Source organism: Bacteroides sp. M10 (genome assembly GCF_014334015.1).
Taxonomy (GTDB): domain Bacteria; phylum Bacteroidota; class Bacteroidia; order Bacteroidales; family Bacteroidaceae; genus Bacteroides; species Bacteroides intestinigallinarum.
On sequence record NZ_CP060488.1, the window covers coordinates 4,293,587 to 4,312,709 of the forward strand.

At 45.0% G+C, this 19,123-nt stretch carries 10 protein-coding genes; all 10 read right to left on the reverse strand.

The window, feature by feature from the left end; genetic code table 11:
- Window positions 1-35: 35 nt before the first annotated feature.
- Complete coding sequence (locus H8796_RS15325) at window positions 36-1,460, reverse strand: hypothetical protein (protein ID WP_117937322.1); 1,425 nt, start codon at window positions 1,458-1,460, stop codon at window positions 36-38.
- Between the two features lie 15 nt (window positions 1,461-1,475).
- Window positions 1,476-2,990: an IPT/TIG domain-containing protein gene (locus H8796_RS15330; RefSeq protein ID WP_117937324.1), complete on the reverse strand. Its 1,515-nt coding sequence runs from the start codon at window positions 2,988-2,990 to the stop codon at window positions 1,476-1,478.
- A 19-nt stretch (window positions 2,991-3,009) separates the two neighbouring features.
- Window positions 3,010-4,491: a RagB/SusD family nutrient uptake outer membrane protein gene (locus H8796_RS15335; protein ID WP_117937326.1), complete on the reverse strand. Its 1,482-nt coding sequence runs from the start codon at window positions 4,489-4,491 to the stop codon at window positions 3,010-3,012.
- Between the two features lie 20 nt (window positions 4,492-4,511).
- Complete coding sequence (locus H8796_RS15340) at window positions 4,512-7,628, reverse strand: TonB-dependent receptor (protein WP_117937328.1); 3,117 nt, start codon at window positions 7,626-7,628, stop codon at window positions 4,512-4,514.
- Between the two features lie 23 nt (window positions 7,629-7,651).
- Window positions 7,652-8,854 (reverse strand): alginate lyase family protein, encoded by a 1,203-nt coding sequence (locus H8796_RS15345; RefSeq protein WP_008999139.1) that lies wholly within the window; start codon window positions 8,852-8,854, stop codon window positions 7,652-7,654.
- 19 nt (window positions 8,855-8,873) lie between these two features.
- Window positions 8,874-10,043, reverse strand: a complete 1,170-nt coding sequence (locus tag H8796_RS15350; protein WP_117937330.1) for an alginate lyase family protein — start codon at window positions 10,041-10,043, stop codon at window positions 8,874-8,876.
- 34 nt (window positions 10,044-10,077) lie between these two features.
- The gene (locus H8796_RS15355; protein ID WP_117937332.1) at window positions 10,078-12,567 is read right to left on the reverse strand and encodes a glycoside hydrolase family 2 TIM barrel-domain containing protein; all 2,490 of its coding nucleotides are present in this window, start codon (window positions 12,565-12,567) and stop codon (window positions 10,078-10,080) included.
- Window positions 12,568-12,631: 64 nt separating this feature from the next.
- Entirely contained in the window at window positions 12,632-13,891 is a 1,260-nt protein-coding gene (locus H8796_RS15360; RefSeq protein WP_117937334.1) for a glycoside hydrolase family 88 protein, read from the reverse strand.
- Window positions 13,892-14,057: 166 nt separating this feature from the next.
- Complete coding sequence (locus H8796_RS15365) at window positions 14,058-18,293, reverse strand: two-component regulator propeller domain-containing protein (protein ID WP_117937336.1); 4,236 nt, start codon at window positions 18,291-18,293, stop codon at window positions 14,058-14,060.
- A complete protein-coding gene (locus tag H8796_RS15370) occupies window positions 18,280-19,119 on the reverse strand; it encodes a transporter substrate-binding domain-containing protein (protein WP_117937337.1) in 840 nt (279 codons plus the stop codon). Before H8796_RS15370 ends, H8796_RS15365 begins: the two co-directional genes overlap by 14 nt.
- Window positions 19,120-19,123: the final 4 nt, after the last annotated feature.

Below are 19,123 nucleotides of genomic sequence, written 5' to 3' on the forward strand. Positions count from 1 at the left end.
ATATAACTTTTTGGGTACTCGTTTTATTGTATTGTCTATTTCTCGTAATATACATTCATAATGATGGTGTTCAGTTTTCTGTCTGTTTGAATATTCAGCTGTTTCACCCAAATCAATCCGAATTTCTCCTTATGATAGAAGTAATACACTTCTCCTGCTGCAACAGTCGGAGTATTTGTTTTGATATCAGACGCTTTCACATCTCCGATGTCATCCCGGATATTGGTGATTTCACCGTTTGTCACTTTGGTAATCAGTGCGTCATCTGTGACTTTTTTGAACGGAGTTGTCTGTGTGGATTCTTTCCAGATGGCATAATCATTCAGATTCAAAGCTGTACCATTGCAAAACTGACTGTTCAGAAGATTGGTTCCGATATTGGCCGGGTTCAACAGACGCGCTGTGGGTGCACCGCTAGTATTATCCATTGCGAAAGTAACCCATTCTTTATGTTCGACTACATCGCATGGAGTCATCGTCCGTCCATTCGTAACATCAAAGAAAGCATTCTCCGTTCCATGACTTCCCAGTTCGATATCCTCCCAAAGGATGTATGGCAGGGTAGGTGTCGGTTTCACAGTTACGCTTCCCGATACGGCTAGTTCCTGATTATCTCCCAACACGTTGTCATACACTAATACAACGTTGTCGATTACTAAATTTTCGGTAATGTCTTCGGGAGCATTGAAAGAAAGACTGGTAGCGGTAGCTGTAAACTCGTAAGATTGACCGTTTACCATTAGTTTCTTGATAATATTCAGGTTGGTTCCGGCCAGCGTAATAATGGCTCCTGTGCCCACTTCTCCTTCCAGAACAGTGGTGACAGTAGGAATAACCGGTGGCACGATTACTTCAAAATCATTAGATACATTCACGGTATTGGTGGTATACGTAACGCTCAACTGGACTTTTTTAGTTACATCGAAAGTTGAGGGTACAGTTACCATAAGTGAAGTATGCGAACGGTCCGGATTGGGATCGAAAGATACCACTTGATCTCCGAAGTTTACCTTAGTAATCAGGTGCATATTCTTTCCTGTAAGTGTGATCTTATCTCCGATAGTAGCAGAACTTACATCAGTGGTGACACCCGGCACTACCACTTCGAATGCATCACTCAAAGTCAGTTTGTGTACCGAATTGTAAGTGGCAACGACAGAGATATGCTGTGTCACTTCAAAATTATCGGGCACCGCCACTATCAGCGTGGTTTGTGAACGGTTGGATGGCTCGGTGGTGATGTTGACCACCTGATTGTCAAAAGCCACTTTAGAGATCAGATGCATATTCTGCCCGGTAAAGGTAACCTCGTCACCGATTGCTACGGAATAATCCGTAGCCGGTGGATTGACAGACGTTTCCGGAATTATAATTTCATTGTCACGGGTACATCCGTACAACAAACCTATCAGGCAGAACAAGACTGCCGATAATGCGGTAAATTTATATTGTCTTTTCATTGTCTTTCGTCTTTTTTAGTAACGTTGATAATACAGGTCGAAAGTAATCGTTGCATTGGCATCATTCGTCGCCTTAACAGCGTCAAAATCTACATTGACAGAACGGATAATCATGATACCGAATTTATTCTTCTTCAGATTCTTGAACACAACGACACTGCCTGCCTTGTATATATTCGATGCTTCTTTATCCTCTGCTTCCGTTTTCTGACGGCTGCGTACCGAGTTGGAACCTTCCGCGTCCATATCAATATTGAATAATGCTTTGGTAATCTCGTCGGTAGGAGATATTTCTTCGATGTTTCCTTCTTTAATGTTTCTAATCAGTTCACCATATCCTTTGCTTTCCTGAAGTACAAGAAGTTTGGTGACAGTAGAAGTAAACTCACCAAAGTTTTCGTTGACTTCGGCTTCGGTAGAAGAACTTTTCAATGGAGGCAATGGAGTACCGTTACACCAGTAGTTTCTCAAATTAGCCTTTACGTTCTGCGGACCGTTCAATGCAAAGTCATTATTACTGTTGTGTACCGCTGCAAAATCAATCAGGGCACGGGAATCTACATCTTTCAGGATACAAGTGGTGGAAACCTGTCCGGCGGTTCCGTTAATCATATTACCAAAATCTTCATTGCGGTGTGCACCCATTTTCAGATTCGGATAGCTGAATACTCTCGGAATAAATACATAACAGTCATTCCGTAATGTCAGACTGCCTGTTCCCTCATAATATTTGGCCAGAACATCCACAGTAGCACTCTCCGGCAATTCCGGAACACGGAATACAATGCTGTTGGCAGTCTTCTCAACGAAGTTAGTCACTTTCACTTCATCCCCGAAATGGATGCTTTCAATCAAATTCAGGAAAGTTCCGTTGAGGGTAATCAGACTTCCCTCGGTCACCCGTTCTGCCATTGCGTCAATGGTCGGAATATCTTTGATGATCTCAAAAGCAGGACCCTCCGGTTGAATGAACTGCTCTCCTGTAGAGTCAAGATAATAGAGGGAGATAGGAGCGGCATCCGTGATGACGAAAGGAATGGTTGCTACGATTTCTCTTTCGGACTGATAGGAGATAGAAGCCTCTTTATCACCGAAACAAACTTTGGACACGATGTCCAGATTCTCACCCTGTATTTCAATCTGATCTCCCACGTGCGCTCCGGCAGGAACATTCTTCACTTGGGGAACCGGATATACAATCGTAAATGACTGCTCACTTTCCGTCTTTTTTTCTTTCGTACTAAGAACGATTTTCCCGTTTCCGGCATTGGCGGGAACTACAATAACAATCTCCTGTTGAGAGAGCTTATAGCGTATCGTAGCTTCTACGCCACCAATCGTTGCCTTTTGTATATCGCGCAGGAATTCTCCTTTGATAGTGATTTCCTGTCCGAACTTACCGCTTGTCGGGGTGAACTCTATAATTTGAGGATCACCCTGCTCGATGACATCAGTCGATTCTTTTTCGTTGCAGCCTGCCAGCGCAGTGAGAACGAAGAAGATGAATAGGCTATAGAATTTATTTTTCATGATTCAGTGTCGTTTAGTATTAATAGTTAGGGTTCTGTGTGATGACGCCCGGATTATTGTCGATTACGCTTTGTGGGATCGGAAGTATCAACTGATAATCCTTTAACTTGTTGATCTGTTGGGTGTAGCCTGCATAGAAATCCCATTCGGTTTCCTGAATATGCTTGTTGATTACTTCTATGGCCTTACCCCAACGCAAGAGGTCGAACCAGCGTTGATTTTCGAAAGCCAGTTCCAGACGACGTTCTTTCTCAAGATAGGTGCGGAATACGTTACGGGTAGTCACTGCATCACTCTCGATTTTGCTTAGTCCGGCACGTTCACGTACCAGATTCAGGTATTTCAACCCGGCAGAGGGACCGTCTACTTCGTTCAATACTTCCGCATACATCAGTAGTACATCTGCATAACGAATGACAGGCCAGTCATTTTCAGCATCGTATCGTATGGATACTTCCGAAAGGAATTTCTTTACATAAGCCACTTGTGCTTCCACGTCTTTACTCTTATCATAATAACTGTCTGCCATGCTGACGTCCTTTCTCAAATCCTCTTTGCTGTAAGCGGCGGATATTTCTTTCGTAGGATAATTCTTACCGTCACCGCTACCCGTGATTACGTTCGCGCCACTGTTTTGCGGTGCAAATGTATTGGCAAACGGAGAACCGATTCCCAGACTACCGCTTTTATAGCGTACAGTGAAGATAATATCATCGTTCATCTCTTTGGTTGTATCAAACACGTCGGCATATTTGACATTCAGTGTCTCGCCTTTGGCAGTCACTACATCGCTTAATAACGGTTTGGCATCTTCATACCGTCCGAGGGTAAGATACACTTTAGCCAGTAGAGATTTGGCTGCCAGTACTGTGGCACGTCCCAGATTATTAGAGCTGTATGTGATGTCCTGTAAATCCGTAACGGAACGTTTCAGATCGTCGATGATTTGCGCATAAGTGGCCTGCACCGAACTACGGTCTTTCTTTAGTGATTCTGCAATACTGATCTCTTCTGTCACCAGAAAGGTTGGGCCGAAGAGACGTACCAGATTGAAATAATGATAGGCACGGATAAAGAGAGCTTCACCCTCGAATTGTGCACGTTTCTTTTCGTTCTCCACTACGGCCAGCACTTCGGGTTTCAGTATTGAGTTGCAGTTATTGATATTCTGATAGGTAGCTTCCCAGTAGGTGCGGATATTCGGGTTGCTGGCGTCCATTGTTCCAAGGTCCAGTGCCAGCAGTTGCATGAATGCGTCGTTGCTGGAACGGGTGCCGTTCATGCGAGTGTTGTCCGAACGAAGTTCCGTCAACGCCCATTCTATATTCAGTGGAGCGTGTATGCCTCCGTAACAACCGATGACGGCTGTGTTCACTTCCGCTTCATTTTGGTAGAAGTTGATATCGGCTATGTAAGAGTCCGGCGTGATGTTCAGGTCGCAGGAGGCGAGTCCCAACGCACAGGTTGAGAGAATACCGATGAATGTATGTTTTAGTTTCATTGTTATTTGTCTTTAAGGAGTTAGAAATTAAGTTCGAATCCGAAAGTGACTGTCGATTGCAGGGGGAACCCACCTGACTGGTAACCGTTGATAAGAGGAGAACTGTAAGAACCACTCGTCTTACGTGCTTCCGGATTAATACCACGGTAGTCCTTGGACCAGATATAGAACAGGTTCTGTCCTGAAGCATAAAGACGGAGTGAACTGATACCGATCTTCTTCAACTGCTTCTTATTGAACTTATAGCCTAAAGTCACATTGCGCAATGCTACATACGAGCCGTCTTCAATCAGGTAATCCGTAAATTCCCAGGCGACACCGCCATTTGCTGCGAAAGAGGGAGTTTTTCCGTCGCCCGGATAGTCTGCACTGATCCAGCGGTTTTTCACGTAGTTGCGGTTGAACTTCTTGGTTTCGGTAAAGTAACCGTCACCGTTGAATACATCCAGTCCGTGAACTCCCTGAATCATAACGTAGAGGTCGAAGCCTTTCCAGGTCAGTGTATTGGTGAATCCCCATGTTGCTGTCGGGAATGGGTTGCCGATTTCTGTACGGTCTTTGTCATTAATCACTCCGTCGTCGTTGATATCTACAATCCGGAGACTGCCTGGTACGGCACTGGCCAAGTGGGGAACAGCGTCCACTTCTTCCTGACTTTTGTAAATACCGTCTGTCTTGTAGCCGAAGAAAGAAATGGCTCTCTTGCCTACCTGTGCCAGATATGTTTCGTTACGTTCACCCGTAGAGATCAGTCGTTCTTCTCCCGAAAGTTCCAGTAACTTGTTGAAGTTGGAAGAGATATTGAATGAGCTTTCCCATTCAAAATTCTTGGTGCGGATATTATGGGTATTCAGTTCCACCTCAATACCACTGTTGCGGATACGTCCGATATTATTCCAGTAATTATTGAATCCGGTGAAAGAAAGAACCGGCTGTTTGAATAATAACTGTTTGGTGATGGAGTAGTATCCGTCCACTGTCAGGTTGATACGGTTGTTCAGGATGCTCAAGTCGAATCCGGCATTGTATTCGTAAGTCTGTTCCCAAGTGATGCGGTTGTTACCTTTGGTTTCGCTGGTCTTGGCGAGTCCGGAGATCAGATTGCCATTTCCCTCTCCCAATGCGTAATTGTTGGGATAGAGCAGGTCATAGTATGAATTGGCAGGAATGCTGTTATTACCTGTCACACCGAAACTGGCACGGACTTTCAGCAGGTTCAGCCAACCGAATTGTTTCAGGAAAGATTCTTCCGATGCACGCCATCCTACGGATACCGAGGGGAAGTAACCCCATTGATGACCGTCGGCAAACAGAGAGCTTCCGTCTGTACGGATACTGGCAGAAAGCAGGTATTTCTCATCGTAACTGTATGTGGCACGTGCCAATAGGGACATCATTGCCGTACGGTATTTCTGGGTATAAGTTCCGTCGAGGTCGAAAGAAGTTGCAGCGTTCAGCGTATGGATATAGTCGGTGGGGAAGCCCAGTCCGACGATACCGGCAGTTCTTTCAGAAGTAGTCTGCGCTGTATAGCCGGCCAGTATGGAGTAGTCATGCTTCCCTGTCTTTCCGGTATAGTTTAACGTGTTCTCGCTCAATAGGTCGATATACAGACGGTTGGTATAAGTACCCATAGCAGATTCTTCATCTTTCTTGGCAGCATAATCGCGATATTGATTGTTCTGGCGATACTTGATAAAGAAGCCGTTGGAAGTGGTGAATACCAGTCCTTTCATCAGTTGGACGTTGAAAGAAGCATTCGCCTGCAGGTTGTAGTCCTCGCGGAAACGCTCTTCCGTATCCATCAGTGAACGTGGATTGTTGTTGCTCGAACCAAAAGGACTGCTGGTTGGGGTGAAAGTTGTTCCGTCCTCACGGGTATAGGTAACATTGCTGAAGTCACTGCCTCGTGCATACGAACCGATAGGTTTGCCGGTTAGCGCAGAAGTGGCAGCAGTATGGCGTACAGGCATGAAAGAGGGTGTACGATAGAAATCCATGAAGTTGGTGGCAGGAGTTTCTGTCTTGGTGTATGACGGTGCCAGATTCAAACTGAAATCTACCCGTTTGGATAGTTGGGCAGTGATGCGTGAACGCAGGTTCAGGCGGGTATAGTTGCTGTTGAGCATGATACCGTCTTCCTGTGCATAGTTGCCCGAAATATAATAAGTGATGTCATTCTTACCACCCGATACGGAGAGCTGCACCTGGTGAATCTGCGGACTGCTGTTCAATCCTTCTTTCTGCCAGTCGGTGTAGTTATCAATGAGACCGAAAGCCTCCTCTGTCTGTGACATTGTTTTATTTTTCAATACCGATTCGTATCCGATCATGCTGCAATAATCTTGTGAACTCATGATGGGATGTAACTTATAAGCCCATTTCAAACCGGTGGAGGCTTTCACGCTGTATTTCGGTTTACTGGCTTTTCCTGTCTTGGTAGTAACCAGGATGACGCCATTGGCTGCACGAGAACCGTAGATGGCTGCCGAAGCGGCATCTTTCAATACTTCGATGGAAGAAATATCTGCCATATCGAGTGTGGAAAGACCGTCCGGTGTGGGATAACCGTCGATGACAATCAGCGGAGAACTGTCGGCACTGATAGAACCCATACCACGCACACGGATTTGCGGGGCGGCTCCCGCTTCGGAAGTAGAGTTCTGTATATTGACACCGGCAATTTTACCTTGTAATAACTGGTCTACCTGGGTCACGGGAATATCTGTCAGGTTGTTGATATCCATCTTGGACACAGATCCCGTCAGGTGAGACTTTTTCTGCACACCATAACCTACGACTACCACTTCATCTAGTGTCTTTGTATCTTCCAGCAGGTGAATATCCAATTTGTTTTTACCGTTGATGGCAACTTCCTGTGGGGTGTATCCGATGTATGAAACCACCAGGATAGACTTGGAAGAGGGGACACTCAACGTAAACTGACCGTCCATGTTGGTGATTGTACCTGCGGTACCACCTTTTACTTTCACATTCGCTCCGGGGATTCCACCCTGACTGTCGGTCACTGTTCCGGTGACGGTAAACGACTGTGCATAAGTGACGGTAACGCACGGAACACAGAATAACAGCATCAATGCCATTACCAAAGGGTAATGAATAAATTTGTTCCTCATCTGATTAGTATTTTAAGTGTTTCTTATTCTAAACTATAGATTAAATGAATTCTTTTGTTAGCGGGTGTCTCGCGGAATTGAGCGCCGATGGCTTCATATCCGGCTTTCGGATCAAAGAACGATGCACGGCGAAGAATCCAGCAGGCTTCTTCCTGTTTCTTGTCCCATTCCTTGATTTGTTGGTAAGGCCATTCGCTCTGTGGTTTGCCGATATATGGAATCAGAAATTTCAGTGCTGCCGTGATGGAACGTCCGTCCTGGCTGGTAGCGTTGTAAATATCCTGTCCCAGCGTGGAGGCGATTGAACACATATCGAGCATGTGTCCCAGATTGAAGATCGTATATCCCAGGGCAGTAGTGCGTGCAAGTTCCAATGGCTGTTTGCCATCCGGTTCTATCTGTGCGAACAAACGCTTTTCGGGAAACTCCTGAATGGTTTTCATGGCAAGGTCTTGATTGCCTGTATATAGAGCATAAGCTGTCAGTTGCACGTCATAAGCCAGACCGTGATTGTTCTTTGCTCTCTGTTCTTCGGCAGCTACGGGACTGGTCTGCATCCATTCCACTAGTTGCGTGAACCATTCTTTCATCCCTTTCTTTACTTTGGGAGTAAATGCTTTCGAGTTCTCCATTAATGTCATGGCATCAATCATTTCCGTGAACGAGTAAATATCAATCATGCCTGCACCACGTCCCATGCCTTTATTCTTTCCGGGGATGGTTTGTCCGTAAGTGAGGTTTGGATTCATCTTTGTCTTGGCATCCAGGAACCAGACATTCAGGAAGTCTACGGCTTTTTGCGCATATTTCTCATCACCGGAGAAGTAATAGGCAAGTCCCAGTGTGGTGACTGCTTTCGACATATCTCCCAGTTTGTTGCGGTCGAGCTTATCCAATTCCGGATTTCTTTGTCCGTCTTTACGGATATAGGGCAAACCGTCAGGCTTGGATGGATCCGGCCACCAGTAAGGGCCCATGCTCATATAGTCGTGTTTGTCTCCGCTATCTGCTGTCATTGTTTTGTCCATTACGGACGGCGGAGTCATCTTCAAAGCTTTGTCGGCATCTCTTAAAAGAGTTTTGACGGCAGGGGCATATAGAGGTGAATCGGCTTTTTCTTTTACTTTGGCTAATTTTTCCGCAGCATAGATGCGGGTGTTGGCTACCTGTGCGTTCAGTGTGAAAGCAGAGGCGAACAATAATGTGCATACTAATAAGTTTTTCATATTCTATTGATTTTCTAGTTTATTGAATCCATAATAACGGGTGACGGATGGGAAGATTACGTACCACCTCTTCGTTGGTGGGGAAATGCTCCAGTTGCATCCATGTTTTGAAATATTCTTTATTGAAATGATGTAATGTGCCGAATAACAGGAACGGTTGCGCCACTGGCCATTCTTTCCAAAACATAATGTCGGGTTGTCTCTTCCAGCTACTTTTGTCTTTTACGTATGGATAAAGCCAGGCGATACCCTTATCGATGTTTTTGCCGTCCGGTGTGGTGTAATTCCATATATCTTCTTCTCCGGTAGTGAGCAGTTGGCAGATAGTGGCCATTGCGTCGAGGTTGAAAAGAGAATAACCGTAGGGCTTGGTGCGTTCCAGTTCTAAAGGGAAACTGCCGTCTGCAGCCATTTGATTGGGTAAAAGTACTGTTTTATAACGTTCCGTGCAAAAACGAACCATTTCCCGATTGTCCGTGAACAAGGCAAAGGCAGCGGCTTGCATGACCCAGCAGGTGCCATGATTGTTTTTCGCTTCCATTTCTTTGATTCCGTAACGGTGTGTGGACATCCAGGTCAGATAATCGGAGAACCATTGTTTGATAGTCCGCACTTCTTCCTTGTCAATCATCCCTTTCGCTTCCATAAGGCGGAGCGACTGCACTACTTCGATCAGGTGAATCGTATCGATGATTCCTATCCCTCGTCCTGTTGCTACTCCCTTGATGGCCTGTGCATACAGCAGATTGGGATTCATCTGTGTGTCCGGGTTGACAAACCATGCCCGGATATGTTGCATGGCTGCATCGGAATATACTTGTTTACCCGTAAGTATCCAGGCGGAAGTAAGGTCGCCTACCAGTTGGCTCATTCGAATCATGGCCTGCCGATGTGCTGTGAAATTCTCCGGATTGGTTTCTCCATCCCGGCGGATATAAGGACCGTCGGGAGCTTCCGGATTCGGCCACCAGTAGTCACCCTCCGAATAGAAGTCATGGATACCTCCGGCACTTCTTGTCGCACGGGTAGCGGTCACAGTGACCGGTTTCTCATGAAGTGCGGCATCTGCCCGTTGTATCGTTTCTTTTTCTAAAAGGTGACGAATCTGTTCGGCTGTGTCTTCTCCGGCAACTGCCGTAGCAGTGCCAAAGAATATAATAAAACCTATTGAAACTATTGTCTTTCTCATGGTGCTTTTCTCCTTTCTTATTCAGCTTTCACTTCTATTCGGCTTTCACTTTGATGAAAGCTGTTTGAATGCCCGGTGATTTTACAGCTACCTGGCATGTGCCGTTCAAGTCAACGCGAATTGCAGCTCTGCCATTATAAGCCTGCACTTTCCGGGAGCCGGTGGATGTTCCTAAGTTCTGGATCAGTTTTCCGTCTCCTGCAGCTTCAAATGAGATTACATTTGCCGCATCCAGACAGGAGATCCCTTTGTCGTCAGTCAGTTGGGCTTCCACCCATACGATAGAACCTTTATCGGGATATGTCTTCAATTTCAGCTGTTTTGGATTGCTCCATTCTTCTGTCTGGTAGTTGAAACTTATTTCATCCGTAATGGCTGCTTTCATGTTACCTTTACCGGGTCCTTTCACAGCGACCGCTTTTATGTTATTTTCTCCTGTTTTCAGTATGCAGTTCCAGTGAAGTCCGGCTGCCGGGAAGTCCTGGCTGTTGCGTTGCTTGACTCCCTGACTGACGCCGTTCACGAACAGTTCTACTGCTGCACAGTTGGAATATATCAGGATCTCTTTTTCTTCGTTCACTTTGCCCCATCGAGTCCGCCAGTTATGACCGTAAATATGAATCATAGGCTGTTTAGTCCAGTAAGACTGGAAGACGTAGTAGGCTTCTTTTTTAGTAAGATCTCGTTCTACCACTCCCTTCTGATTGACGTATGGCACCGGATTATCGGGGCGGAGAGGGGTGGAGAAATCTTTGAATACCCAAAAGGCGGTTCCTGTCAGCCAAGGCATTGTTTTTTGCTCTTTCAGGTGCCAGTCGAATAGTTTTACGATGTATGTTTCCGACCAGTCTCCATCTCTGGAAGCACGGGGATCTCCGCCTTGCAGGGCGAAGTCGCCTGCCCGTTCGTCGGCACTGTTTCCACGCATAATTGCCTGTAGCGGGTTGAAAGGATATTCGGAATGACGTCCGGCATGTGAGTCACCTCCCCATTCTACGTGCAGGAAATGTTTCACCCGTTTCATCTCTTTCTCTGAAATACTCTTGTAGTCTGTAAATTGTCCGCGATACCAGCCTGCCCAAATGGAGGGAGAATAGACATCTACAATATCATTGCAGAAGTCACATCTGCGGATGGAAGTCATACGTGACGGATCGAGTTGGTGTGACAAGTCATTCAACTCTTTCATGAAAGCACGGATGGCCGATTGTTCGAATGTTGAGAAATCATTGGGCCAGTCATTTTCATTTCCCAACCCCCAAAGGATGACGGAGGGATGATTGCGATGCTGGGTAATCATGTTGGTCAGCATCCGGCGGGCTTGTGCCTGATATTTCTCTCCTCCCAGTCCACCTCTGCACCAGGGGATTTCTTCCCATACTAAAATGCCTAACTGATCGCATAAGCGGAGGATGATGTCCGATTGTTGGTAATGTCCCAAACGGATGAAGTTGACTCCCATCTCTTTAATCAGTTTCATTTCCGCTTCCATTTGCTCTTCTGTCATAGCGGCGCCTACTCCGGCATGGTCTTCATGACGATGGGTTCCTCTTAACAGCAGACGTTCTCCGTTCAACCGGAAAGGTCCGTTTTCTATGAATTCAAAGTGACGGAATCCGATGGATTCTGTAATAGTCTGTTTACTTTGGGGAGTAGTCAATGTCAGTTCGCAGGTATAGAGTTGAGGCTGGTCGGGACTCCATAGAATCGGATTCTTAATCGTTGTCTCGAACAGGGGATTTGTTCCCAATGGAAGAACTGTCGTTGTCTGTTCCCATACCTTTTCTCCATTAGGCGCCTTTAATAAAAGGTGAATGCTTGCCTGGCGAATATCATTCGGGTTATGGAATGTTCCTTGTATCTTTAGAGAAGCGCTTTTCATATTTTTTTCTACAGGGGTTTCTATCTGTATATTGCTGAAAGACACTTCGGGCTGGTAAATCAGATTCACGTAGCGGTAAAGACCACCGTATAAGTTGAAATCCGACAGGTCGGACGGAATCATTTCCGTATCTCTGGTATTATCGCAACGAACGGACAATGGAATTCTGCCATTGAAGCGTTTAGCGCAATCTGGGTTGGCAAGGGCTTGTTGAACGGCTTCGGTGATATCGACACTCCAACCGTCGTAGCCTCCTGTGTGACTGGCTACTTTATACGTATAGACATACACTTCTGTTTTTTGTCCTGCTCCCTCAAACTCCAGTATGACGCGTCCATTGAGATATGGATTCTTGATAGAAAGCTGGGTGCGATACCATCCTGCGCCCTGATAATAATTGATATCCGGGTCTACTGCATCTTCTGCATTGAAACAGTGGGGTAGGGTAACCTGTTGCCAGATAGGCACTGCTTCGGAAGAACCGGGAGCGGCGGCACGTACTGCTTCCCAAATGCTTCCCAGGTCACCTTTCAGGTATTCCCATGAGTCTGTCAGCCGGATTCTTTGTTGAGTCGGAATCGTGGCATTCAACGGGAGTATCAGCAGATTGAACAGGATGAATATGGAAGATAATCTTTTCATAATTAGTAATGTACTAATAAAGATAAATAGTAAAGTGATGTTATCGTGAGAGTTGTCGGAAGATTTAGAAAAGACTTTCTTCCTTTTCTAATTTTGCTTTGCGGAGCAAGGCTTCCAGGAAATAATAGTCGGCGTATGAAAGCGGGACATCTATTTCGCTGTCGTGTGGTTTGGAACCTGTGCTGTGCAGCAACAAGAATCCTTTATCTCCGTTTAGTTGCGCACGATAGCTATGCGTCAGATTCAGGAGAATCTTATCGGCTTCCTGCTTGTATTGTTCTTTCTTTTCGGGAACGTATGTGCTTAATTCATAAAGGGCGGATGCCATACAGGATGCAGCGGATGCATCACGGGGTTCGTTTGGTATTCCGGGTGCGTTAAAGTCCCAATAAGGAATCAGGTCTGCCGGCAGGGTCGGATTGTTGAAGATGTACTTCTCCACTTTCTCCGCCTGTTGCAGGAATTCGGGTCTGCCGGTTTCACGATAGCACATGGTGTATCCGTATAAGGCCCATGCTTGTCCGCGTGCCCATGCTGATTCGTCGGAATATCCTTGATGCGTCATTTTGCTGCGTACCGTTCCGTTAATGGTATCGTATTCTACTACATGATAGCAGCTGTTGTCTTCACGGAAGTGATTCTTCATGGTAGTGAGTGCATGGTTGACTGCTATATTATAATAGGTGGAGTCGTTCGTTTCGCGGAACGCCCAGAACAGAAGTTCAAGATTCAGCATATTATCGATGATAACGGGGAATTGCCATTTGTCTGCATGGTGGTCCCAGGAACGGATACAGCCGATTACTGGTTTGTAACGGGTAATCAGGGTGCGTGCAGATTGTAACAGAATATCTTTATAAGTGGAATCTCCGGTCAGACGATAGCCGTTTCCATAGCTACAATACATCTTGAAACCCATGTCGTGTGTCTTTCCATTATTCTTTTCGCGTTCCAGAATTTCTGTATGTTTCTGCGCCTGTTCTTTCCAATATGGATTGTGCGTGTACTCATATAGATACCAAAGCTCACCGGGGAAGAATCCACTGGTCCAGTCTTTAGAAACAACCAGTTCCAGTGAACCGTCCGGTTTGATACTGCGGGGATTGGTTAATTCCCCCCAGCCCTTACTTTCTCTCTTTTCTCTACTCTCTTGTGATTCATTGGCACGTGCCTCGTCTATTTGAGTCAGTGCGTATTTTAATTGCTGTTCGGCAAATGCGAAGTTAGAAGCAACGATATCTTGCTCTTTAGAGTGATTACAACTGGTAAGTGTGATAATTCCAAGTCCGAAGACCAACAAGTAGTTTTTAATCTTTGTTTCCATATGATTATATTAAGTAGAACAACATTGCAAATGTATGGAAACAGAGTAGAATCGGTTTGTCTAATGATGCCAGATGTTTGCATTTTCATCCCAAACAAATAAAAAAATCCATGCTGTAAGCCTTGTTGGGACATTTTTTATTGTTTGGGACGATTTTGTAAATCGGCTATTCCCGGATGGTGTCAACATCTGTATGGCCTGAATGTGACTTTTGATATTCCGATGGAGAAACACCGTAAGCTGATTTGAAACATTTCGTGAAATAGGCGAGAGTACTGAATCCCGTGGCCGTTGCAATTTCGGTAATGTTCATTTCTGTTTGCTTCAGCATTTGTGTAGCTATCTCCAAACGTTTATGACGGATAAGGTCATTCAACGGCAGGTCGGTGATAGCTTTCAGTTTCCGGTAAAGATTGCTCCGGCTGAATCCCATCTCTTCACAGATTTTGTCTACTTTCAAATCGGGGTCGGTGAGATATTTTTCAATGATTTTAAATAGTTTCTGCATGAATTTCTCATCGGCGGAGGTTGTTTCCACTTCAATTCCCATGGATTGCAGGGAGAAGTTTTTGCTATATACGGATTTTAGCTTTTCCCGCTGTGCCAGAAGATTGTAGATACGTACCAGCAGAACATCAATATTAAATGGTTTGACCACATAATCGTCTGCTCCCGACAAGAATCCCTCTTTGACGTGCATCACCATCGTGCGGGCAGTGAGTAGAATAACGGGAATGTGTCCCGTCTGCAGATTGTTCTTGATAAGTGCACAAAGTTCCAGTCCGTCGATACCGGGCATCATAATGTCCGTCACTACCAGGTCGGGAAATTCTTTCAGGACAATTTCAAAAGCATCCGAACCGTTATCGGCTTCCAATACGTTGTAATATTGTTCCAGGTGTCCTTTTACGTAACTTCGTATCTCTTCATTGTCTTCTACCAATAGAACCGTTTTGCCGGGTAGGGATGGAGTGGTTCCGGAAATGGTGTTTTCGGAATCAATGGTTCCGGACATACCCTTTTCTACTTGTTCATTGTTTTTTCCCGAGAGAACGGCAGTATTCGCCACCTCTTCTTCTGTCATGGTGTGGTTCGGTAATAGGATAGTGAATACGCTTCCTTTGGGAGTATTGGCTGTGACTCCAATTTCTCCGTGATGCAGATGAACGACAGATTGAGTCAGGCTTAATCCGATACCTGTGCCATTCATATTCTCGCTACCTGTCGTGTGACCGACCTGGTAGAAGGGAGTGAAGATTTGGGTACGTTCATCTTCTGGAATTCCTTTTCCCGTATCTGCTACCTGAATCACTAAATAACTTCCCTGATGGGTGGTGATAAGCGGAGAATGTTCCGATAGCCAGTCGCTATGTTTCTGGCGGAGAGTGTCTATATCTGTAATCAGCAGTAAACGCAGCGTGATTGTATCTCCCGGTACTGTGAATTTAAAAGCATTCGACAATAAATTGAAAACGGCTTTTTCGAGTAAACCCTGATCGAAGCAGGCTGTCACCTCACCTTGAGGAGCCTGATATTCAAAATGAATCTGTTTGCTTTCGGCAATCTGCCTGAATGTGTAGAATATTTCGAGCAAGAAAGCATTCAGGTCGCTTTGAGACAGTTGGAGAGTGAGATTACCACTCTGGTTCTTCTGTAAATCCATCAATTGATTGACGAGAAGTAATAATCGGCGGGCATTTTTCAGAATCATGTCCAGTTGTGTTCTGATAAACTGCGGAACTTCTGCCCGTTTCATCAACTCTTCCAGTGGGCTGATAATAAGTGTCAGCGGAGTACGTAGCTCATGCGAGAAGTTGGTGAACAGGTGTAGCTTTGTCTGATGGAATTCTTCCATGCGTTGTTTCTCCATTTGCTTCATGCGCAGGTCTAGTTCCAGTTTGTGCTTACTGTACATATAATAGCCGATAGTAAACATGATTCCCAATGCGGATAGGACATAAAGGATATAGGCCAGCGGCGTTCCCCACCACGGAGAGCGAATGATGATTTCCATTTTCTTTCCGGTTTCATTCCATACGCCGTCATTGTTGGATGCTATGACCTGGAATGTATATTTTCCCGGAGCAATGTTGGTATAGAATGCTTCTTTACGACTACCTACGTAATTCCAGTCTTCGTCGTGACCGGAGAGTTTATAGGCATATTGGTTCTGTTCGTGCAGAATATAGTTCAAGGCACTGTACGCAATGGAAAAATTATTCTGATTGTAGGCAAGAACCAATGTTTGCGTATCGTCCGGGGCACTATCCAGCAAATGAGTATCATCATTCGGTGTGATTACCTTATTGTTTACGGTCAGTTGGGTAAGTACTACCGGTGGCATGGTATTATTCTTTAGAAGAGAGCCGGGAGTAAAAGAAAGGAAACCATTACTTCCACTAAAGTAGACCTCACCGTGGGGCAGACTAATGACTCCCTGCGGTGTAAACTCCAACGTTTCGGAACCGACAAAACAGTCATAACTGCGTATCTGCCCGGTCTTGGTATTAAGTTCGGCTATTTCCTTATCGACACTAATCCATAAGTTGTTGTTGTGCTCCACCATGGCATATACCTCATTATTGGGTAGTCCCTCTTTCTTGCCAATATGTTTGACGACACCTGTTCCTTGTTTATACAGGTATATTCCTCCTCCGAAAGTGCTGAACCAGATTTCTCCGTTCGCTTTGCGCACCATGGAAGTGATGTAGTTATTTTCGAGTTTCTGATTGGGATTTGTCTCTGACATGTTGCAACGGAGCACCGTTCCCTTTTGCATGTCATATTCGTAAAGCCCGAACGAGCGGGTTCCTATCAGAAAGGTGTGAGCATTCAGTGCCAGGAAACTCCGTAGGCTGGTGAAGTTGACGAATTCCTTTTTCTCTTTGCCATACGGGAACTGATTGGTGATTTTTCCGTCCGGAGACAATTTCACCAGTCCTTTGTCAGCTGTCGTCCCTATCCATAGATTATTCTCTGCATCTTTATAAAAAGTATAGATGGCAAAGTTTTTTTCCCGGCCGAATGAATATACTAATGTGAACTTTTTGGAGGGAATATGGAATTTATAGACTCCTCCGGTACTTGTGCCACACCAGATATAGTCTCCGTCCAGTAAAAGGGATTTGATGATGTTCTTGTTGAACAATCCTTTGGATGTCTGCTCAATCAGGAAGTTGGTATATTCCTTGGTGATAGGATCGAACTGCATCAGTCCTCCTCCCTCTGTTGCAATCCACAATGAAGTGGAATCATACACCATTGTACCAAAGATATTATATAACTTCTGGTTGTTATTCTCTACCGGATGGTAGAAGATGAACCGGTTATTGAGCGGGTTATAGTAGTTCACACCACCGGAATAAGTACCTACCCAGAGCGTTTTCTCCCGGTCGATGTAGATACTGCGGACGGAAAAATGACTTAGACTGTTCTGATTAGCATCGAACCGGTTGTACTTGGATATGTCATCGTTTCTTAAATCCAGAATACTAAGTCCGTCGAACGTCCCGATAATCAATTTCTGGTCCTGCTCGGTGATGCAACGGATATAGTCATTTGTCAGTCCGCTGTTTTTTTGATTATAGATAGATAAGTCTTTGGTCTTCGGGTTCCATTTATTCAGTCCCCTGGTTTCTGTTCCTATCCATACCTGATGCCGGGAGTCTTCGAAAATACAACTGATTGCATCGTCCGACAGGGCAGGCTGGGTGCTTTTATTGAGTTGCTGAATCAACTCCATTTCAGGTGTACAGATAAATAATCCGTGACGGTGGGTACCAATATAAAGCCGTTTTTCTGCATCAATATAAAGCTGCATGATTGCTTCATTCTCCGGGACATGGTCGGAATATTTCTTCTTGAATTTCCCGGAACGAGGTTGCCATATACATAATCCCGTTCGGGTACCAACCCACAGATTACCGGACTGGTCAAATTGAAGAACGGCAATATTGTTTCCCGCCATGTTTGGATAATCGTCCGTCTGATATTTGGTAATCTGATTGGTTTTGAGATTGATATAGTTAAGCCCGTTATTAGTACCTACCCACAATCCCTCGTTTGCATCGTCTGGCAACAGGCAAGTGATATGATTGTCCGACAGTGAATGAGGATCATCGTTATCATGCTTGTATACAGTAAATTTCTCCCCGTCGTATTTGTTTAATCCATTGCGGGTTGCAAACCAGATATACCCTTTGGAGTCTTGTGCAATGGCAAGGACTGATAGTTGCGACAAGCCATTCTTGAGATTGATATTCGAGAAATTGAATATTCCGCTTTCTGCGGCATAAGCTCGTGGAAAGCAGATAGTCAGGAAAATCAAGAAAGCAATGAAAGAAAATGAACGTGTATGGAATAGAAGTTTTTGTGTAATAGAAATAAGGTTATTCTTTATCATAGTATTTCTTATAAATCTTTTGGTATTCCTCTTCCTTTTGGAATTTATCCAGCCATGTATTCAAACTATCGAGTAAGGCGGGGGATTGTTTGCTGACTGCCCATGAGTAGAACTGCGTGAAGCTGATAGCTGTATTGATATCTATTTGCGGCAACGAATCTACTGCTGCCAGTGCGATGCTTTCGTCGCAAACGGCATAGTCGATGTCTCCGTGTGCTACCATTGATATCAATTGTTCGGAACCGTATTTATCAATCTCCTTGATGTAGATAGTATCTCCGATCTCATTTCCTAGATTCTGAATACGCAAAATAGAGGGGGAGCCTTTTACGACATGAAGTGTTCGCTGGGCTAAATCCAGCTGGGTACGGATATAGAGTGAATCATTCTTTCCAATCTCTTTGCGTTGCACCAGCACTTGCTTGTTGAGGAAAATGGGAGAGGTGAGAAGCAGAGAGTCTTTTAACTTGCTGGTGGCTAATATGCCATAAGCAATCACATCATAACGTCCCTCGCTTAATCCTTCCAACCGCTCTTCGAAACTCATAATAGGTGTTATTTCGGCTTTGAGTCCTTTGTCTCGGGCGAATGCCTGTATCAGTTCGTAATGAAAGCCGGAAACGGTGTCACTGTCTACATAAAAACTGATGGAATTATATTCGGTAGCTACACGTATGATACCCTCCTTGGCAATGGCAGCATAATCACGCGGATGTCCCGCAGGTTTTTCCTGCTTGCCGCATTGACGGAAAGAGAAGATAAATGCCAATACAATAATCACTGGCACTAAATATCTGAACAGTCTCAATTTGGGGCGTGATACCATAAGT